At 63.2% G+C, this 17,393-nt stretch carries 24 protein-coding genes; 5 read left to right on the top strand and 19 right to left on the bottom strand.

The features are described 5' to 3' along the window. Positions 1-67: 67 nt before the first annotated feature. From ACKTT0_RS17835 to ACKTT0_RS17825, 3 genes are read right to left on the bottom strand one after another with little or no spacing between them, the layout of a single operon-like run. Positions 68-940, bottom strand: coding sequence for an alpha/beta fold hydrolase (locus tag ACKTT0_RS17835; RefSeq protein ID WP_407851126.1), 873 nt, complete (start codon positions 938-940; stop codon positions 68-70). Continuing rightward, on the bottom strand, positions 941-1,318 hold the full coding sequence (locus ACKTT0_RS17830; protein ID WP_407851125.1) for a hypothetical protein: 378 nt from the start codon (positions 1,316-1,318) through the stop codon (positions 941-943). After that, positions 1,284-2,294 (bottom strand): hypothetical protein, encoded by a 1,011-nt coding sequence (locus tag ACKTT0_RS17825; RefSeq protein WP_407851124.1) that lies wholly within the window; start codon positions 2,292-2,294, stop codon positions 1,284-1,286. Before ACKTT0_RS17825 ends, ACKTT0_RS17830 begins: the two co-directional genes overlap by 35 nt. A 259-nt stretch (positions 2,295-2,553) precedes the next feature. On the opposite strand from ACKTT0_RS17825, the gene ACKTT0_RS17820 reads away from it, so the two are divergent. From ACKTT0_RS17820 to ACKTT0_RS17805, 4 genes are all read left to right on the top strand, one after another. Further along, positions 2,554-2,775, top strand: coding sequence for a hypothetical protein (locus ACKTT0_RS17820; protein WP_407851123.1), 222 nt, complete (start codon positions 2,554-2,556; stop codon positions 2,773-2,775). A gap of 52 nt (positions 2,776-2,827) precedes the next feature. After that, entirely contained in the window at positions 2,828-3,052 is a 225-nt protein-coding gene (locus tag ACKTT0_RS17815; RefSeq protein ID WP_407851122.1) for a hypothetical protein, read from the top strand. Positions 3,053-3,138: 86 nt separating this feature from the next. After that, entirely contained in the window at positions 3,139-3,315 is a 177-nt protein-coding gene (locus tag ACKTT0_RS17810; protein WP_028353419.1) for a type II toxin-antitoxin system HicA family toxin, read from the top strand. Positions 3,316-3,377: 62 nt separating this feature from the next. Continuing rightward, complete coding sequence (locus tag ACKTT0_RS17805) at positions 3,378-3,818, top strand: type II toxin-antitoxin system HicB family antitoxin (protein ID WP_407851121.1); 441 nt, start codon at positions 3,378-3,380, stop codon at positions 3,816-3,818. Positions 3,819-4,360: 542 nt separating this feature from the next. On the opposite strand, the gene ACKTT0_RS17800 is transcribed toward ACKTT0_RS17805, so the two are convergent. The 4 genes from ACKTT0_RS17800 to ACKTT0_RS17785 are packed head-to-tail and all read right to left on the bottom strand — an operon-like array spanning position 4,361 to position 5,631. After that, the gene (locus tag ACKTT0_RS17800) at positions 4,361-4,633 is read right to left on the bottom strand and encodes a hypothetical protein (protein ID WP_407851120.1); all 273 of its coding nucleotides are present in this window, start codon (positions 4,631-4,633) and stop codon (positions 4,361-4,363) included. Further along, positions 4,611-4,841, bottom strand: a complete 231-nt coding sequence (locus ACKTT0_RS17795; protein ID WP_407851119.1) for a DUF7940 domain-containing protein — start codon at positions 4,839-4,841, stop codon at positions 4,611-4,613. Before ACKTT0_RS17795 ends, ACKTT0_RS17800 begins: the two co-directional genes overlap by 23 nt. After that, positions 4,838-5,278 carry a glycoside hydrolase family protein gene (locus tag ACKTT0_RS17790; protein WP_407851118.1) on the bottom strand — a complete coding sequence of 147 codons (441 nt, stop codon included), beginning with the start codon at positions 5,276-5,278 and terminating at the stop codon, positions 4,838-4,840. Before ACKTT0_RS17790 ends, ACKTT0_RS17795 begins: the two co-directional genes overlap by 4 nt. Beyond that, on the bottom strand, positions 5,275-5,631 hold the full coding sequence (locus tag ACKTT0_RS17785; protein WP_028353424.1) for a hypothetical protein: 357 nt from the start codon (positions 5,629-5,631) through the stop codon (positions 5,275-5,277). Before ACKTT0_RS17785 ends, ACKTT0_RS17790 begins: the two co-directional genes overlap by 4 nt. Positions 5,632-5,746: 115 nt before the next feature. Here ACKTT0_RS17785 and ACKTT0_RS17780 point away from each other — a divergent pair, with 115 nt between their 5' ends. Then, positions 5,747-6,853 carry an acyltransferase family protein gene (locus tag ACKTT0_RS17780; RefSeq protein WP_407851117.1) on the top strand — a complete coding sequence of 369 codons (1,107 nt, stop codon included), beginning with the start codon at positions 5,747-5,749 and terminating at the stop codon, positions 6,851-6,853. On the opposite strand, the gene ACKTT0_RS17775 is transcribed toward ACKTT0_RS17780, so the two are convergent. From ACKTT0_RS17775 to ACKTT0_RS17720, 12 genes are read right to left on the bottom strand one after another with little or no spacing between them, the layout of a single operon-like run. Continuing rightward, positions 6,826-7,017 (bottom strand): hypothetical protein, encoded by a 192-nt coding sequence (locus ACKTT0_RS17775; protein ID WP_407851116.1) that lies wholly within the window; start codon positions 7,015-7,017, stop codon positions 6,826-6,828. The two genes, ACKTT0_RS17780 and ACKTT0_RS17775, sit on opposite strands and share 28 nt — an antisense overlap. 1 nt (position 7,018) lies before the next feature. Then, entirely contained in the window at positions 7,019-7,927 is a 909-nt protein-coding gene (locus tag ACKTT0_RS17770) for a glycine-rich domain-containing protein (protein WP_407851115.1), read from the bottom strand. Between the two features lie 21 nt (positions 7,928-7,948). Continuing rightward, positions 7,949-8,749, bottom strand: coding sequence for a hypothetical protein (locus ACKTT0_RS17765; RefSeq protein ID WP_407851114.1), 801 nt, complete (start codon positions 8,747-8,749; stop codon positions 7,949-7,951). A gap of 7 nt (positions 8,750-8,756) precedes the next feature. After that, positions 8,757-10,418 (bottom strand): SGNH/GDSL hydrolase family protein, encoded by a 1,662-nt coding sequence (locus ACKTT0_RS17760; RefSeq protein ID WP_407851113.1) that lies wholly within the window; start codon positions 10,416-10,418, stop codon positions 8,757-8,759. Positions 10,419-10,439: 21 nt separating this feature from the next. Beyond that, complete coding sequence (locus ACKTT0_RS17755; RefSeq protein ID WP_407851112.1) at positions 10,440-11,204, bottom strand: baseplate wedge 1 family protein; 765 nt, start codon at positions 11,202-11,204, stop codon at positions 10,440-10,442. Further along, entirely contained in the window at positions 11,204-12,655 is a 1,452-nt protein-coding gene (locus tag ACKTT0_RS17750; protein ID WP_407851111.1) for a baseplate J/gp47 family protein, read from the bottom strand. The genes ACKTT0_RS17755 and ACKTT0_RS17750 overlap by 1 nt, the downstream gene beginning before the upstream one ends. 22 nt (positions 12,656-12,677) lie before the next feature. After that, positions 12,678-13,037, bottom strand: coding sequence for a contractile injection system sheath initiator (locus ACKTT0_RS17745; RefSeq protein WP_028353431.1), 360 nt, complete (start codon positions 13,035-13,037; stop codon positions 12,678-12,680). After that, positions 13,034-13,729, bottom strand: coding sequence for a Gp138 family membrane-puncturing spike protein (locus ACKTT0_RS17740; RefSeq protein WP_407851110.1), 696 nt, complete (start codon positions 13,727-13,729; stop codon positions 13,034-13,036). Before ACKTT0_RS17740 ends, ACKTT0_RS17745 begins: the two co-directional genes overlap by 4 nt. Before the next feature lie 2 nt (positions 13,730-13,731). Further along, a complete protein-coding gene (locus ACKTT0_RS17735) occupies positions 13,732-14,640 on the bottom strand; it encodes a phage protein (RefSeq protein WP_407851109.1) in 909 nt (302 codons plus the stop codon). Next, entirely contained in the window at positions 14,627-14,959 is a 333-nt protein-coding gene (locus ACKTT0_RS17730) for a phage baseplate plug family protein (protein WP_407851108.1), read from the bottom strand. The genes ACKTT0_RS17735 and ACKTT0_RS17730 overlap by 14 nt, the downstream gene beginning before the upstream one ends. Next, positions 14,956-15,516 (bottom strand): phage baseplate protein, encoded by a 561-nt coding sequence (locus ACKTT0_RS17725; protein ID WP_407851107.1) that lies wholly within the window; start codon positions 15,514-15,516, stop codon positions 14,956-14,958. Before ACKTT0_RS17725 ends, ACKTT0_RS17730 begins: the two co-directional genes overlap by 4 nt. Next, entirely contained in the window at positions 15,513-17,378 is a 1,866-nt protein-coding gene (locus ACKTT0_RS17720; RefSeq protein ID WP_407851106.1) for a tape measure protein, read from the bottom strand. The genes ACKTT0_RS17725 and ACKTT0_RS17720 overlap by 4 nt, the downstream gene beginning before the upstream one ends. Positions 17,379-17,393 lie beyond the last annotated feature (15 nt).

The raw sequence follows: 17,393 nt of genomic DNA, 5'->3' as shown, positions 1-17,393 counted from the left end.
TGGTAGCTAAGCGATAACTGGTGATCGGCCGATGATGGCCATGATTCGGCGTCTACTGATCGGCCATTCAAGCTATTGGAAAACGGGAATAGAGCAACGCTGCCACCATAGCGATTGGCACCCATATCTTCAATGGCACAGCAAGACACAGACCAGCGAAAAAGCCAGGTGGCTTCCGTTCTTCCGTATGAGGAGACGTTACCACTTGCCCCTCAATTAGAAATGGTACCCAGTATTTCGTTACATGTTCAGTCGAAAAAAAATCGCAATGACCAAGGTCATGGAATCTGTCGACGACGTAAGGGTGCCCGAATCCGAAGCGACCAGACTCGCCGCATCCGTAAACCAAAGAATACGCGACTATCGGCCATATATCGCGAGTACCCACATCATTCACAATATTCTTTCCATTGCCATTTGGAAAGGCGTTCTGCCAGCCATACGCCCTCGGAAGGATTGAACCGCATAGCAAAAGCCGTGTCACGTTTAGGGCCGGGTTTCGCATCAGAATCCTACCCACTAAATAGCTGCCAAAGCTATGGGCGCAAATAGCAATTCTGGCCCCCGGATAAAGCCTTTCAAGACAAGAGATTTTTTCAGTGACCTCTTTAACTGCCGATCGCCGAAGAAATGGGACGAGAAATCGCAGAATGTCTACTCGACCGTATTTAATTGGATGGGCCGTTACCTGATACTCAGCTTGTAACGCCTGTGTGAGGCGATCTTGCCATTCTCCCCAAGTCCGAATGCCGTGTAAAAAAACGATGACTACGGGTGGCGAATCGTCCTCCCCATAAGGGAAGCGCAAAAAATAGAGCTCTGCGTTCTCTCGCTCATCTGCGGTCGGCAAGGTGAGCCGATATTTCCGTTGAGCGGCGACCCGCTCCTTCTGAGGCAGATGAGCGACGGATTGAGCAAACTCTCGCGGGGTGAGCGACATCTAAGCTGCGTGGATGTTTGAGCGCGTTTGATAAATAATGCGAAGCAGGTCGTGGTCAACTTCTATTGTTCGACCCAGCGTAAAATCATAAATTTGATCGGGCACATCATCTACAGTGGGGAACGTGGCGAGACCCTGCCCGTTCGCATTTTCAATCCTGACAAGACGCGTAAGTGCTCCCTGCTTACACACACGTTGCAAAATCTTTAGCAGAACTCGCTCAGAGGATGGTTCCGCGATCTCAAAAAGCCGTTCGAGTGGAAATTCTCTCCTACCCTCCTGCTCCTGATACTGATCCAAAAAATGCACGAGGCGTTCCAATGCCTGAGCCTCTTCGGGAAACTCACGTATTAAGGCGTCTAACTTGACTGAGGACATAGCGGTAATCCTCCTCGCTGCAATCTGCTGTGACAGCAAATTCATTTACCGCCCCAGAGACCAATATATGTACATCTTTAGATAGGTGAGCATTCTTGGTGAAGAAGAAATTCGATCCGTCACAGAACCCCCCGCGCGCGGCAAAAGCGCTAATGCCATCGGCTGCGCCACCATCACCATATAGGTCTGCATCCGCGCCCCGCGACGACATGTTCATCACGGTACCATCTGCATTCCGCAAAGTGGACCCGCTGGAGCGAATCACCCCTGCAAGTGCAGCCGGGTCGAGTAACTTTGCTTTAAACTTCGCCAGCGGTAAAGGTTTATAGTCACCAAGATCCACGATGCCGCGCAGCCGATTCCAGAACATCTTAACGTCCTGATCGTATTTGGTCGAGCCGGTACTTCGAGCAGAAATCCGCATCTCAAGCAGCCCATCGTGATGAAGCCGCACGACATTCACTGCGCGTTCACGGACAACATCATAAGTTTTGATGAGACGCTTCCCGTCGGCACTGTGCTCCTGCCGGGCAAATCGCTGCGATTCGCGACGCTCGACTTCCTTCACGGTGACCGATAAGTCGATATGCGCACTTTCCCATCGTACGTCAACAATTGTTGGCGTGTCTGGCTGATCGAGAACCATTGGCTGCACCAAGATGGCCTCGATCTTGCGGCGCTTCAACTCCGCCGTTATGCGGGCTCGGGCCATACGGTCTTGCGCCGTAGCCTTTGGGGTCTGATACAAGAACACATGTTGCTTGCCATGCTCCTCTGCGGACCGAAGCAACGCGATCAACTCATCGTTGGAAACTTTATTGTCGGCAACGGCGGGGACGATTCGCTTAGTCAATAAGTCATCCCACGTACCACTAGAGGCCAAATCTTTTGCTTTAAGAAAATCAGCCACAACGTCCTTGTTGGTCGTCTGTCGCAGCAGAGCGACGATTGCGTGCGTTCTTTTCAGATCATCCATTGTTCTCTTCCACGGCAAGTGGAAAGATTCTATGACAGATAGCTACGTTTCGCATCTCGACCTTCGCGACGACCCAAAGGCGTCTGTCACCTGGTTGCGCCTCCAAAACGCTCCGTAGGACATGGCTCACACTTCCAGCCCTGAAGCACTGTATATTCATACAGATTCCCAGCTATGCCAGCTTGCACCGGTCTAACAAACTCACGAACGCGCCCCTCCATCTACAAGCTTGAGGGAGGCCCCAGCGTCAGGTCCAGTGATGGCGTACTCCATCTACCGGGACAACATGCGCCGCTATGTCCAATGCTTCAGGGTGATGCGCAAGCAACACGGCGAGCGCATGACGTCGCCGATCCCAGACCTGATGGATGTTGGGCTGCTGGGCTTTTCGAGCGATCGGGCCTTAATAGTGCGCGGCTTCGAAGAGATCGAGTTCAGGCGCTATTACCAGGGCTGGTACATCGTGTGGGCGCAGTCATAACCCTCGGGAACTACGAATAGACGTGCCGTCGGGCGATGGCCACACTGTCAGCATGGATGGAACAGAACTCGACCTGTGGGCGCGGCGCGCGCCCGACTATGGGCTGCTCGTGCACGAGCGCCAGGCAGTGCTCGCGGCGGCCGGCATGATGTCGGGCGCGCTGGCGGCCTGCGTCGACGTGCTGGAGCGACCGACCGAGGCGGCCGTGTTGGCGGTATTCGATGAGGCGTGCCGGCGGGCACAGGCGCCAGGGGAAGCGTCAGTCAGGGCCGGCTGATTTTGCTGCGCGCCAGCCGAAAAAACTTGACGAAGTAAACATTTTTGTTTACTATACATCCATCGTCAACGAACAAAGGAGGTGCGGTGAAACAGAGCGAGTTCAAGAGGTGGCTCGCTGCCCAAGGGGCGACTTTCAAAGAGGGTTCCAACCACACGAAGGTCTACCTGAACGGCAAGCAAACCACCCTGCCCCGGCACCCAGGCCAAGAGATTGGCGAAGGACTGAGGCAAGCGATCCTGAAGCAGTTGGGATTGAAGTAGGAAAGGAGGCCCCGACAGGGGCTTCCCGCTCGCGCTACCGTACCCCGAATTGGAGCATTGCTATGTTGCGCTATCCCGCGAAGATCGAGCCGGACACCTCCGGCTTCATGGTGTCGTTCCGCGACATCCCCGAGGCGCTGACTGGCGCCGATACCCGCGAAGAGGCCGAAGCTATGGCGGCCGACGCCCTGCTGACCGCCATGGACTTCTATTTCGAAGACCGCCGCCAGGTGCCGGCGCCGTCAGCCCCTCAGGCCGATGAAGTGCTGGTGAACCTGCCGGCCAGCGTGTCGGCCAAGGTGCTGCTGCTCAACGAAATGATCGCCCAGGGCGTCACGCCCAGCGAGCTGGCGCGCCGGCTGCATACCCGCAAGCAGGACGTCAACCGCATCGTCAACCTCGGCCACGCCACGAAGATCGACACCATCGCCGAGGCGCTGGCAACGATGGGCAGAAGCCTGGAACTACGCGTCGAGGATGCGCGAGTGGCAGAGCACGCTTGAGCTACCCCTACCCTCGCTCCCTAAGGGAGCACCATCTATGGTGTGTGGCGAAAGCAACATACCCAGATGATGTGCATGATTCCATTACCATAAAATCTTGCCCCCTCCCTCAATGAGAAACACAATAGAGGAAAGGCGAAGGGCCGGCGCCCTAGGAAGCGTCGGCCCTTCAAATTTCAACCACGGTCTGAGAGGCCCAAACTCTGCTGCGTAGTGCAGAAAAGGAGGGTAGGTGATTGAAAATCGGTCACCGCATCATAATACGGTAGCCGCAAGCTGATCTAACAGCTTGCAAAGGCGGCGACCATTCGGTCGCCGTCTTTATAGAAGGAATCGTAGGTTCAATTTTCTAGACGGTCAATAGACCTGCTATTTTTACAACGGATCTAGATCAGTTCTGGCGCCGGAATTCGCCCGTTGATCTTGCACAGAGCCGTTCCCAAGTCTGGTTGCCGTCCCGAATCTGCCGGCGCACTGGCGCTGGTGTGGCCATCACATCTACGTCGCTGTCAAACCATATCGGCCGCGCGTGGTCGCAATATTCAATTCCCACGCTTGCTGGCTGGCTTGCGCACCCACTTATCTGCCAGCTCAACAGCGATAGCATCGTCAGCCATAGCAGCCGTTTCATTCCGTACCTCCTGCGCTTCCTGGCGCGCCTGAGCGGCCTGTTCGTTGATCTTGGCGTCGCGCTCTGTGCGCTCAGCCGCTTTACCACTGGAGCGGCCGCGCAAGTAGGCGCCGGCCACGGCTACCAGCGCCACCACTGCGGCGACGATGTAGCCACCAAAGCTACTCAGTAGAGTCGTCAGCATCGGAGCTCCCCTGCTTGATGAACCGACCGACTGCGCCCAGCACCAACACAGCGATCGACACGCCCGTCACCCAGCCCGGCGGGATCCCCGCCTTCAGGTCGTCGGGCATGGCCGCCCAGGTACCTTGCGCGGCCACGGCAACGGCCATGCAGTGCACGGAAATCCAACGCCACCCGCGGCGCCAGTCGTCTACGGGTTTCAGCTTCATGTGCCCTCCTTGAATTGCCAGGTGTTGGTCCGCATCTGCTCGGCCATGCGGTGCGCGCGTTCGGGCGTCTGGCGCGCCCAGAGGCTCAACAACATCCCGCGCGCGGCGCCCTCGAAGTTGCCGGCCCGGACCATGGTCAGCGTGTTCTTGAAGCTCAGCAGCCCGTCGACGCCCATCTGGAATGCCATTGCCAGGATCACTGCGCGCCGGGCGTCGGGCAGCTCGCGCCACCACGGCAATCGCCGGTCGAGCTCGGCCTCCTTCTCGGCGATATCGTTGCTCAGCAGCAGCGCGGATTCCGTGCGGCTGATGCCGCCGCCCTTCCTCTTGTCGATGAGCCGGCCCACGCCGATGGTCCAGTAGCCCAGATGGTCCTGGTAGGCGTGCAGAACCTCGCCTTCGTCACCACGCAGCAATCGCGTCAGTTCGTTGATCACTTCAATATCCTCTCTTTGAATCCCGCCCACAGCAGCGCGAGCAGCCCGACGATGACCGCCCACGTGCTGGCCTTGGCGACGTGAATGAAAACGGCGCTGCGCATGCGCTTGCGCTCCAGCGCCTCTTCGATGAGCAGCTCGTGATAGCGGCGATGGCCGTCCAGGTCGCCGTCGGGGAACCCCGTCTTCACGGCCGCCGACAGCGCCATGATTTCCCGCTGCAGCGCTTCGTTGTCGCGCTGGTGCTGTTCCTGCTGGGCGGCGTCTCGACGCTGCTGCTGGGCCTGCATGGTCTGGATGGCCACCAGCAGCGCCTTGGCGTCTGCGCTCAGGGTGTTGGGGTCGATTTCCAATTCACGCCGCTCCTATTCCGGCTTTTTGACCTGACGGCGCCGCATGGCCCCGCCGGTAACATCTCGAATACAATCGGCCGGCCAGCCGCTAAGCCGCGCCGGCCGACAAACGACCATGAAACGCATCGAGCTACTGGACCTGCTCAGGGGCCTCGCCATCATCGGCGTGGTCTTCCACCACCTCTTCTTTGCCGAGTTCCGCTATGGGCTGACCGGCATTGAATTGCCCGCGCCGCTCACGCTCATCGCGTCCAGCGGCTGGCTCGGTGTGAATCTGTTTTTCTTCCTGTCCGGCCTGGTCCTGTACCTGCCGTATGCGCGCGGCGACCGCGACATGGCCCGCTGGGTTGACGTGCGCCAGTTCTACGCGCATCGAGCACGCCGGCTGCTGCCGCTCTACTACCTGGCCGCCATCGTCGCGCTGTCCACTTCCGATCTGACCTTCGGCTCGACCGATTTCTGGCGGGCGGCCGCCGACTATGCGTTCGTGCTCTTCCCGTTCCACGCCTCGACGTTCATGCCGCCCGGCAACTGGGTGCTGTGGTCGATCGGCGTCGAGATTTGGTTTTCGGTGCTGTTCCCAGCCGTCTTGCTGGCGGCGCGCCGTTACGGCATCTGGCGCGTGTTGACCGCGGCGCTACTCATCGCGTTCGCCACGCGGTGGTGGGGCCGTGCCCTTCTGGCTGACCACGGCGCCCGCCTGGTCCTGCACTACGTCGCCGACTCGGTCGTAGGCCGGCTCGACGAGTTCGTGTATGGCATGGCCGCGGCCCACCTGTACGCGCGGGGCTGGCGGCCGACGCTGGGCGCTGCCGCCGCCGGCGTAGCTGCCTGTGCCCTATCGTTGGTGCTGTGGGGCATGTGGTACCGCGGCGAGCTGCCATACATGGCGGTGGCGGCCCTCAACTTGCCACTGGACGCGGGACTGGTCGTGGTGACGCTGGCGCTGCTTGGGCTGGTACGCCGGCCGATTGCCATCGCCTGGCCAGTCGAGGCCCTGGGCATGATGTGCTACAGCGTCTACGTGTGGCACGGTGCGCTGCTCGACCCGTTCCGCCCCGCCCTTGCCGAGAATCTGGCCTACTCGGTGCCCTATGTGACCCTGACCCTGGCGGTTGCCGCGCTCAGCTACCGCCTGGTCGAGTTCCGCGGTCGGGCCTGGGCGGACATCTTGCCGCCCAGCCCGTTCGGCCGTCAGGCCGGCGCTTCGGCGCGCTCCTGAAGCTGGCCGTCGACCACTTCCCAGAGGCCGTCGCCAGGCCCGTCGAGGTCAGCCGGCACCTCGGCCAGCGTCGCCGCATCGGGCAGCGTGTCGTAATGGAAGCGCTCGGTGTCGATCCAGCCGATCACTGCGGACGAGGTTGGGTCGAAATAGGCGTATCGCATGTCACCACTCCAGAATGATCAGGCCCGGCGCGCCGTTGCCGCCGGCCGTCCCGTTGCCGTTCGCGGTGACCTGGGCGCCACCACCACCGCCGCCCACGCCGTGCCCATAGGCGTTGTTTCCGGCCGACGGATCGCCGGCGCTTGATGCGCCTGCGGCGCCCGCACCACCGAACGGGCCGCCCGCACCCATGCCACCCAAGCTGTAGATCAGAGGCGAGGCGCTGTGCGGAGCCGCGCGGCCGCCGGCCGGGAATCCGGCGCCCCCTTCAGATAGGCCGGCCGAAGCCGAGGACGCGCCGCCCTTCCCGCCACTGCCGCCGGTCAGCGTGACGAACCCCACCACCGACGACGCGCCGCCATTGGTGCCGTCGCCGGCGCGAACCGCCGTGGTGCCCGCCGTGCCGCCCAGGCCGGCGCCGCCGATCTGAATGGTTAGCGTCTGGCCCGGGGTGACGGTGATTTCCTGGTCGATGGCGAACATGCCGGCACCACCACCGCCGCCGGCTACGCCAGTCGTGCTGGTCGTGGATCCGCCGCCGCCCCCACCGCCACCACCGCCGCCGCACCCCGAAACCCGGATTTTCGTGATGGTGGCTGGCACCACGAAGGTGCCGTTCTCGGTGAAGGCGCGCCGGCCGTGCGCCGCGGCGCGCTGGATGGCCGTCAGCAGCCCGGTATAGACGGTCGGCCCCAGCGTGACGCCGGCATTGTCGGTGACCGCCTTCACATTCTGGTACAGCCAGGCGAGCTTCTTGTCGGCGAGCTGATGCACTGCGTTGAACTGCTCGACCGTGGGCGGCGTGGCACCGATGAAGGACCAGCCGAGCTTATATTGCGAGTCGTCGAGCACGTCGACGATGCCGGCCTGCGCCCAGGAGTAGGTGAAGCTGGTGAAGAAATCTACGTTCATAGTCGCCCTTATGTGTTTACCCTACACTGCGTCACCGTAGCGTTCAAGGATGTACGCGAGCAGCATGTCGCGAGCACTCTCGCTCTTATGAACCGCTTTATTGAAGATGATGAGGTCGTACAGGTCACCATTGAAGCCGCCCGCCGAGATAAAAGACCCAGTTTCGTCGCGGTTTCCAAACAAGCTGATGCGGCCATCCGTCGGAACATTGGCAGCCAATTGCAGAGAGGTGGTGTGCAGCACCTCGCCCGCACTGTCCATGACGACCCCGACACGGTCGACGTAGCTGTAGGACCAGACTACCGCCTTCGCCACATCCGGGGTGATCACACTATCGGTTTGCGTGACAAGTGAGTTATGACGCGCAACAAAGCGGCTCGGCGCGGCATTGTTCCCATATCCCACGTATGCGCCGGCTTGCACCGTATTCGCCACGATAGCGCCGCCGATGGTCGATGCCGCCGCATTGAACTTGGCCACCCATGCGAAGGTGTAGCCACCAGTCGTCGGCCAGGTGGTCGAACCCGCAGGCGAAACCAGTGTCGTGTAAACGTTGCCGCCACCTTGAGCGGTGGTGCGGTTGATGCAGGTCAGCCCGAGGTCCCCTGGCACCTTCGACAGGGCGCCGGGCGCATTGGTGGTGAGGCGCAGCCCGCCCTTCCGACCGGTCCAGCCATTGTTGTCGAAGTTGTAGTCTGCGCGCCACCATTCGACCGTGTACGGCGAATTGAGGATAGCGAGTTCGTTGTCCGAGGGCAGCACGATGATCGGCGCGTTGGGGGCAGGCGTCACACCAGTCAGACGAGTAGCGATTGTGGACATAGTTTGCTCACTTTGAGAAAGTACGTTCCGCGTAAGGAATGATGGCTTCGTTGGCGATGATGGCGTAGCCCTGGTCGCTCGGGTGCAGGTTGTCCGGGAGGATCGTGGTGCCGCCGGCCGGGTCTTCGAGAACCCGGCGCTGCATGACCGGATACAAGTTCAGGAACGAAACGCGCTGATGTCGTTGCGCAAGGCCTTCCATCTCTCTGGCCAGGTCGCGCTGACCGAACACACGGCCGGCGTCATCGAGAGTGGCGTAGCCGCCGATGAGCTGAATCCATACACCAGGGTGTCGTTCTTGAATCCAGAGAATGATCTGGTCCATGTACTGCCGATATCGCGTTGCCCCATAGGTGGGCATCGGGTCGGCAGTCAACAGCGTGCGGTCATTGGTCCCCAAGGCAATCAAGACATCCGTCACATTGGTGGGCAAGGCCTCCGTCAGCAGGATGCGGCCGTTGGTGTTGGGATTGGGTATCCAAGCCGCCGCATTCGTGCCTGAAATGCCCTGGTTGATCAGACGAATGATCTTGGTGCGGGCAATCCCCTCCAGGCCAATCGTCGTCGATGCGGAAGTGTTTACGATCCTGACCAGCGTGGGCCGAGCGTTGGGCAATGTTACGCTGCGAGTTTGACCCCAGGCAGGCGTAGCAGCATAGGCCGAAACGGTGTCGATCAGCACGCCGTCGGCGTAGATCTCGAACTGCGCGGAGGCCTCCGAAACCGACCCATAAACCAGATCAAAGGTGCCAGAGTTCACGAGCACCTCGACCGAGAAACCGACAGGAAGCGCAAGCGCGATGTCGGCCCGCGCAGGCGTCGCTGTCGGCACCCCGGCTTGTGCAGTCGGCATACCCCCCCCATCGGCCACAGCTACATGAGCGGATGCCCAGAACATGCCGAACACGGGTGCCGAGAACGAGCCCGAGCCACCCGCAGTTGCGCCGGGTGCCGTCTCTTCCGTAGGCATCGCATCCGGCGCGATGTTGAGGTACATGCGACCCAGGTACTCGCGGAGGATGTTTACCCAGGATCGGCAAGTCAGGTTCGAGCGAACATCGGTCAGGCGGTGATCGCGCGGTGAGGTAGGCCCGGGATCAGTCGAACCGCTGCCCCAGGTGATGCTATCGCCGATTGCCACACCAATCATGTCTTGGAATGGGTTCATGCAGCGGGCGATCATTTCCTGCAGCGCTTGACGCGGCACGGCGCCGGCCGCGCCTCCGCTGCCATCCCCCTGCTCGGCGGGATCGTAGATCTTGACGAATTCGCCATTGATGGTTTCGTAGATCTGGCCAGCAGTCGTGACCCCGTGCAAGGCGCGCGGCGGATCCGTGTCCGAATAGATTACGCGAGCCCAGCCCGGAATATCTGGCACGACACGCACCACACCCGGCCCATCGATCAGCGGCGCGTAGAACGCACCATCAGCCTTGCGCAGACCGGCGAGAACCGTGTATTGGCTGCTGGTGGGCGACGCGCGCTGCGCGAGCACCCATGCATAATCCTGGTGATCAAAAATTACCGTCGCGGCTGTTGCTTGCTGGATTGGCCCTACCTGATCTTGGAGGCTTGAGACTCCCTCCTGCAGCAAGACAAAGTTGCCATCAACCTCGCTATCCTGCAGCGGACGGCCGAGCACCGTCCTGAGCTTCAGCTCATCGCTCATATGTCACTCTTCCGAATTGGTTTAGCTGGTCGGGTAACAGGTCGTAGTCGCCGTGTACTCGCCTGCGAAATACGTGGGCGCGTAGCCGTTGCTGACGGCGAAGCAGCCGCCGCCCGGCCCGCTCTTGATGTTGTGGGCGAACACACCGACACCGAACCCGAAAAAGCCCTGGTTCTTGAAGCCGAATGGCTTCTCGCCTGACACCGTCACCCGCTTGATGCCCACGCCTGCGGCGACGGGAATCCAGCGCTCCGGGTCGTTGAGCAACGCCTCGCCCGGCTTGGGAAGCCGGTTCATCCAGACCGTGATCTTGGCGTTGCCGGCGTTCTCGACGATCACGCGCGACACGTCGAAGATTGGCTTGATGGCCGCGATGATCTCCGGCGTCGTGCCGTGGCCATTGTTCAGCGCGATCTTCCAGTACAGGAGCTTCCTGTACTCGTGGTCGAGCAGGGTCAACGAACCCGCCACCGACTGCTCGAACCGATGGCGCATGCGCGCCTCGCCGAAGCCCCCGATATTGGGCTGCCCGTTGAAGCCGAAGAACTGGACGTAGACCGCTTTCTCGACGACGCGCGATAGCCCGACGATCTCGCCGATGCCGTCGAGCTGCTTACCCTCGGCGGTGTCCAGCCAGCGCTTTTCGTACAGATCGCGTAGGGCGCCCTGCAAGCCGTCGGCCGGCTGGAGAAGCGCCCGGACCAAGGCCTGCAATCGCGGCTTGCCTTCGAACTGCGTCAGCCAGTGGTTCCAGGCGATCAGGCCGTGGTCTTGGTTCAGGTCCATCAGGTCACCTCGATACGGCTGGCGTCGAACTTGGCGACCTCGTATTCCTGAATGGCGATGTTGTCGGAGCTGTAGTCACCCGGGCCCGGCATGAAGCCAGGATCCGTGGAGTGCGCGAACGCCAGCGTCACGACGGCGATGCCGGGCGTCTGGTAGATGCCGCAGTAGAAGCGCTGCTGCAGCACGTCCTGGCTGATCTGGTGCGCCTGGCCAGTCGCAAGGATCGATGCCGCCACCTGCGCGTATCCGTCAGTTGGAAACTCCTGCTCGGTGCTGGGCAGCAGCGTCAGCTGCGCCTTCACCCAGACATAGACGGGCGCCGGCCGGTCGAACCGGATGTCGTGGTTCGCACCCTCCGAGTCCTTCACCGTGACAACGACAGCGCCATGGGTGTCGATGCCAGCCGCCACGGTCTGGAATATGGCCGCGCCGATCTCGTCGTCGAGGCCACCATCTACCACCACGTGCAGCGAATGTGGCGGCCGACCGGAAGCGTCCACCTCGTCGGTGTTGTTGTGGTAGACCTTGATGGCGGTCACGCCCTGCACTTTGTCGCGCACATTCGGCGAGATGCTGGGCAACGTCGCCGCGCCCAGCCGCGCCAGGCCGCTGGGGTAGCGCGCGCGCAGCTCGGCGTCGTTCTCGGCCAGGCGGCCTGGAGCTGCGGCCTGCAGGTTGTTCACGGCGTCCCAGCCGTTGATTCGCGTGATGATGCCCGTCAGCGTCCCTGGCGCAGCCTCTTCCACCATCGGCTCCAGCGTCTCAGCGAGGACGGGAGTGCCCAGTTGGTCTACGGTGAGGTTCGCAGACAGCGACACGCCGAAGGCCTGCCGGCCGTCGGACTGGATCCGCACCCCCGCGCCGTTGCTCGAGACGTCGTACTCGGTGGTGCTGAGCGCCGCCACCAACCCGGCCAGAATCTCGGCCACGGTGGGCGTGATGTCCGATGTGTAACTGTAGGGCGTGCCGTCCAGGGTCACCGTATACGTGGCGCCGGGCGCCACCGTCGGCACGATCGACACGTCGGCCGCGCCACCGGCGCTGATCACGGCATCCGCCGCGGTGGCCCAGATGGTCTGCGTCAGCTGGTTGCTGATTTGGGAGCCGGCCGGCACCGTGGTGCCCTGCTGGCCATACAGCACCACATAGCCGCGCGACTTCTCGTCGCCCAAGCGCCTGACGCCGGTGAAGGACACCGCCCGGTCCAGGGAAACGCCGATAGCCGAACCCGGATACATGGCGTAATACACGCCTTCGGCCTGCTCCCACAAGGCCGTCTCGCGCTCGGCGAAGGTGTCGATGAGCAGCCCGAGAATGCTGTCAGGTCGCGTCTGCACATCGCCGGTGTAGCCGGCCGCACGCAGGCGCGCCGTGAAGTCGGCAACGATCTCCTGCCGGATTTCGGGCAGGCGCGGGCGCACGAACCCGTCCGGCGTAACGCCGTAGGCCATAGGGAAACCTCAGAATTAGGGGTTACAGGACGAACTGGAGGGTCACGATGCCCTCGTCCGTCTCGGCTTCGAACTCGACGCGCAGGCGCCGCAGCGCACGCTCGATCTGCAGGTCAAGGCGGCGCACACCACGCACGCCCGGCACGTCAGCGATCCGGGCTCGGAACACGGCCTCGAGCTGGGCGCGCTGCGGAGCCTTGATCAGCACCTGCTCCAGATAGGGGACACCGAAATCCGTGTCCAGGAACCATTCGCCCAGGAACGTCAGCAGCGTCACCTTGATTTGCTGGGCGATGCGCTCGGCGCCATCGAGCAGCCGGGCATCGCCGGCCGACGACAGCGCCAGGTCGTGGTCGTCAGCGAGTTTCAGATCAAGGCTCATAGCGGTTCATCCGTGGCACCGCCGCCCGGCAGGCCGTGGCGGTGGCTATCGCCCACATCCTTGCCGTTGTGGGTCAGCGAACCATCCTCGAAAGCCACGTTGCCCCGGATACGGATCGTCGCGTCGTCGCCCCCCTCGCCCGACATCCCTTGGGTGTAGGTGAGCAGCCCGTTGATCGTGACGGGGCTGTCGAACACCGTCTCGTCGGCAATGACGTGCTTGCGCGGCACGCGAATGGTCAAGGTGCCGTCAGCCGCGATCTTCATCGAACCGGGCCCGTACTGGACGCTGACATGCTCGGTATCTGCTGCCGCCGCACCTGGCCTGACCACCGGCGCGGCGAAGGCGTCCGTCAGGTCGAACTGGCGCGGGTCGTCTGGCGGCCCGTCGCCGCCGGCCAGCCACGACTCCAGCGCGCGCTCGGAAAAGTGCAAGACGACCGGATCGCCGGCCTTCAGCGGCACGCTGATCAGCGCCAGCGCCCCCGCCACGTCGCCGACCGGCCAGCATACGGGCACGCTGACGATCTGGGGCGCCGGCAACACCTGGCCATTGGCGAGCTGCTTGGGCAGCGCCGGCCGGACCACTGCAGTGCTGCCGTCGTAGGCCACGATCACGCCGGGCAGAGTAGTGTGCACCTCGGCGAGCTCGGCGGCGATCAGGCGGCGCAGGTCGGTTACAGGGTCGGTCATGGCTATTTCTTCTTGGGCGGCGCGTAGCGGTCCACCAGGTCCAGCTGGGTCTGCCAGTCGCCGCCGGCACTGTCGCCGACGTGGCGCACGCCGTCGGCGCGGTAGAAGCCCTGCACACTGCGGCTTTCCAGCTTCACCAGGTCGCCGGCGTTGATCGACGGCAAGAGCAGCGACGAGACGCGCCAGCCCTCGCGCTGCTGCTGGGCGCTGACGATCTGCCGGATCTCGCCGGTGTCCCGGTCCTTCACTTTGGCCTTCTCGCGCGCACCCTCGCGCGTGCGCTCCGGATACCCCAGCAGGCCGCTGTCGGCAGCCAGCACGACCGCCTGCCGCCGCGTGGTACCGCCCCGGGCGATAACCTGCAGCTGCTGGTTCTGGATGGACCACTCCAGGCCCGTGCCGGCCACCACCTTGTGCAGGGCCTGGCGTGCTGGCCCGTAGAACGAGAAGCCGTGCGCCCATGTCCGGTCCGGGGCGTCGTCCTCCAGGATCAGGGGCAGCCCCATCTGCCTGGCGATCTCGCGCACGATGACCGAGGCGCGAGCGCCGGGCCCGTAGCCCAGGGAGACGGCGGTATCGCGGATCTCGACATAGCCGTCGCGCACCTCCAGCTCGGTGAACACGTCCGGCCCGTCGTAGGCGGTGTAGGCGAAGGTGATAGCGCCCGCCGCCATCAGGATGGGCCCGTGCTCCTCTGCGTAGCCGGCGTAGAGCACACAGCGCAGGTCCGGCTCCTCGATGGCGCGCCGCGTGGTGGCGGCCAAGTTGTAGACGCGGATCTTGTGCGGATTGGGCTGCTCGCTGGTGGTTTTCTCGATCTCGAAGGTGATGCGCAGCGGCTGGGTAATCTCGACGCCCGTCTGGCCAGCCTTGCCCACCAACAGCCTGTATACCCGATTAAACCGTGCCACTGGCCACCTCCTGCGCCGTCACGTAAACCAGCGTCACGTCGCCAGACGGGAGCGCCTCCCGGCTGATCGTGTTGCGGCGGTCTGGCGCCAGCGCCACGATTTCGCCTGGCGGCAGCGGCAGGTATCGGTACTGGGCGAGCAGCGGCGTGTCAGGCACCAGGGCGATGCCGGCGATGATGACCTCATTGTTGGCGTTCTCGATGCCCAGCACCCATAGGTCGGCCTCGCTGTTCCAGGACAGCCGCAAGAAATACGTGCCGCCCTCCAGCTCGACTTCTGTGAGGCTGTCGTTGGCGTCGATGACGGGAATGGTGATCATCTGTTCAGGATCCGGTACAGGTCCGACTGCTGCTTCGGCGTGGCCTCGGGCGTGTCGGTCTTGCCGGCGTTGGTCTTGGTCTGCCCCGCCTTGCCCTTGGCAGACGCGGCCACCTTGGCCGGCGGGATATCCGCGGTGCGCAGCGCCACCTTGCGGATCTTGCGGAAACCGCACTGGACGCTGAAGAACTCGCCCTCGTTGGTCCGCTCGATTTTGCAGGACTCCATGGCCATGTCGACATACACGTCGAGGCCTGTGGTGACCGTCACCGGCAACCGCTCGGCGTGGATCCGGCGCAAGGCAGCCTTGGCCGAAACCAGCTTCGACCGCCCCTGGGCGCCGAATAGCGTCAGGTCCGCCGACGTGATCCACCCCGAGAGCTGCAGCTGCTCCGAGTCCTGGACGATATGGTCGGTCACCGGCGGGCCGTCCTCGACCACATATTCTGTCGCGCGGCTGTTCAATTCGGTGGTCTCGCCCAGGAGCGCATCGAGGGTAACCGCTCCGACGGAGCTCTGGGCGAAGCCTTGGCCGAAGACCAGGGAGACGAAGCTCATGACGGTTGCTCCACACTGGGCACGAAGGTGGCGAAATTGCCCTCCCAGCGTCGATTCAGCGCATCGCCGCCCCGTTTCACGCCGGCGGCGACGGAGGCCGGATCGGCGCCCGGGGCGTTCACCGTGATCTCCTGCTGGACGTTGTTCATGACGGACATCCCGCCGCGACTGCCGGCGCGCTGTGCACTCGCCGGGGAGACCGGGAAAGCGTTGCCGAAGGGCAGCCAGGGGGCATTCTCACGCAACCAGCTGTTGACGCCCGCCATCCGCTGCGTCTGGGCCTCATCGCTCCAACTCGACGGCAGTAGGCTCTCGATTGCCCGCTTCGCCGCATGCAGCTTGTCAGTCACCCATTCCTGGATGGCCTTGCCGATGTTCTGCATGACCTCGACGGCCTTGTCCTTGAGCAGCACCAGGGGCTGCAGGAGACTGGTGAAAGCCTTCTTGACCAGCTCCCCTGCCGTCTCCCAGTCCCCGCGGAACACGGCGGCGACCGCCTTCAGCTGGTCCCGGACGATACCCAGCGCCCAACGGATCGTCGCCAGGATCGAGCGGAACACCGTGCGTGCCACGTCGCCCAGGTCGGTGAACGTGACGCTCAGGCCCAGGGCCTCGCCAATGCTGTTGGCCAGCGCCGTGCCGATATCTTCGATGGCCCACCAGATCTCCTTGGCCACGATCAGGATCGAGTCGAGCTGAAACTGCCAGTCCTCCACCCGACCCACGAGGGTTCCCAGGATGGAATCGCCGCCCTGCAGCCACACCCAGATGTCCTGGCCGATCAGGTAGACCGCGCCCAGCGCCGCCGCGATGGCCAGATATGGCCCCAGCGAAGCCCAGGCGGCCGTGCGCATGGCCCGCAACAGCCGCGTGACCCGCACGATGCCGTATGACAGCGCGGCCAGCGCGCCGACCTTGGCGATGTCGCCGAGGTTGCCGACCACGCGCTTGGTGACCGCGAAGAAGACCTCGCTGGCTCCCGACGCCCGGTTCATGGAGTCGACAATCTGCCCCCATTTGTTCGTGATCAGGGTCCAGGCCGCGCCGAAAGTCTTCGGCATCCGGTCGAACTCGCGCGCCAGCTTCTCGGACTGCTTCAGCAGGCCCCTGGCCAGCTCCTTGCTGGCCAACTTGCCCTGCTCGCCGAGCTCCTTCAGCTTGCCCACCGGCACGTCGAAAGCCTCGGCGATAGCCTGGGCCAGGCGCGGCGACTGCTCGATGATCGAGTTGAGTTCGTCGCCACGCAGCGCGCCAGCGCCCAAGGCCTGGCCGAGCTGCACTAGCGCAGCCTGCTGCGCCGAGGTACTGCCGCCGCCAATGGTCAGCGCTTGGCCGATGGTCTTCGTCAGCTGCAGCGAGTCCGCCAGCGTCAGATCCAGCTCTTTCCGGTTGCGCTGGACCGACTGGAACAGGTCGGCCGTGGCAACGTACTGCTGCCGGGTGTCCTGGGCGATTCGGAATAGGCTACGCAGAGCCTGCTCCTGTTCGGCGATGCTGTCGGTCACCAGGCTCACGCGGCCGCGCACGCTCGCCCACTCGTCGGCCACCCGGGCAGTGCTCAGCGCCGAAATCCCCGTCAGCACCCCACGAATCAGGCCGCCCACGCGGCTGTAACCGTCACCCATCTTTCGGGTTTCGGCCACACCCCGCCGTTGGGCGGCGTTCAATGCCCGCTGCTCGCGCAGCACGTCCTGCACGCCCAGGCGGACGCCTTGCATGGCACCGACGCCGGCGTCGCGCACCACGCGCATGCCGCGCCGCAGGCGGTCGGCCACCGTGACGGCGCGCTGCTGGTAGGCACGCAGGCCGGACTGGTCGACCTGATAACGCAGCAGCGTCACCAGTTCGCGGACTACAGCCATGGGTTACCTCTTCTT

This window comes from Bordetella saccharivorans, from assembly GCF_045862855.1.
Classification (GTDB): domain Bacteria; phylum Pseudomonadota; class Gammaproteobacteria; order Burkholderiales; family Burkholderiaceae_B; genus Bordetella_A; species Bordetella_A petrii_F.
The sequence above is the reverse complement of the archived record's forward strand: the minus strand, read 5'-3'. Positions and strand labels throughout refer to the sequence as shown.

Coding starts and splice junctions, on each gene's coding strand:
- ACKTT0_RS17740 (WP_407851110.1), bottom strand. CDS start 13,729: ATGACCGACCCTGTAACCGACCTGCGCCGCCTGATCGCCGCCGAGCTC.
- ACKTT0_RS17800 (WP_407851120.1), bottom strand. CDS start 4,633: ATGCTGACGACTCTACTGAGTAGCTTTGGTGGCTACATCGTCGCCGCA.
- ACKTT0_RS17730 (WP_407851108.1), bottom strand. CDS start 14,959: ATGATCACCATTCCCGTCATCGACGCCAACGACAGCCTCACAGAAGTC.
- ACKTT0_RS17805 (WP_407851121.1), top strand. CDS start 3,378: ATGTTGCGCTATCCCGCGAAGATCGAGCCGGACACCTCCGGCTTCATG.
- ACKTT0_RS17770 (WP_407851115.1), bottom strand. CDS start 7,927: ATGAACGTAGATTTCTTCACCAGCTTCACCTACTCCTGGGCGCAGGCC.
- ACKTT0_RS17750 (WP_407851111.1), bottom strand. CDS start 12,655: ATGGCCTACGGCGTTACGCCGGACGGGTTCGTGCGCCCGCGCCTGCCC.
- ACKTT0_RS17830 (WP_407851125.1), bottom strand. CDS start 1,318: ATGTCCTCAGTCAAGTTAGACGCCTTAATACGTGAGTTTCCCGAAGAG.
- ACKTT0_RS17745 (WP_028353431.1), bottom strand. CDS start 13,037: ATGAGCCTTGATCTGAAACTCGCTGACGACCACGACCTGGCGCTGTCG.
- ACKTT0_RS17760 (WP_407851113.1), bottom strand. CDS start 10,418: ATGAGCGATGAGCTGAAGCTCAGGACGGTGCTCGGCCGTCCGCTGCAG.
- ACKTT0_RS17755 (WP_407851112.1), bottom strand. CDS start 11,204: ATGGACCTGAACCAAGACCACGGCCTGATCGCCTGGAACCACTGGCTG.
- ACKTT0_RS17720 (WP_407851106.1), bottom strand. CDS start 17,378: ATGGCTGTAGTCCGCGAACTGGTGACGCTGCTGCGTTATCAGGTCGAC.
- ACKTT0_RS17795 (WP_407851119.1), bottom strand. CDS start 4,841: ATGAAGCTGAAACCCGTAGACGACTGGCGCCGCGGGTGGCGTTGGATT.
- ACKTT0_RS17725 (WP_407851107.1), bottom strand. CDS start 15,516: ATGAGCTTCGTCTCCCTGGTCTTCGGCCAAGGCTTCGCCCAGAGCTCC.
- ACKTT0_RS17820 (WP_407851123.1), top strand. CDS start 2,554: ATGGCGTACTCCATCTACCGGGACAACATGCGCCGCTATGTCCAATGC.
- ACKTT0_RS17815 (WP_407851122.1), top strand. CDS start 2,828: ATGGATGGAACAGAACTCGACCTGTGGGCGCGGCGCGCGCCCGACTAT.
- ACKTT0_RS17780 (WP_407851117.1), top strand. CDS start 5,747: ATGAAACGCATCGAGCTACTGGACCTGCTCAGGGGCCTCGCCATCATC.
- ACKTT0_RS17825 (WP_407851124.1), bottom strand. CDS start 2,294: ATGGATGATCTGAAAAGAACGCACGCAATCGTCGCTCTGCTGCGACAG.
- ACKTT0_RS17775 (WP_407851116.1), bottom strand. CDS start 7,017: ATGCGATACGCCTATTTCGACCCAACCTCGTCCGCAGTGATCGGCTGG.
- ACKTT0_RS17835 (WP_407851126.1), bottom strand. CDS start 940: ATGTCGCTCACCCCGCGAGAGTTTGCTCAATCCGTCGCTCATCTGCCT.
- ACKTT0_RS17765 (WP_407851114.1), bottom strand. CDS start 8,749: ATGTCCACAATCGCTACTCGTCTGACTGGTGTGACGCCTGCCCCCAAC.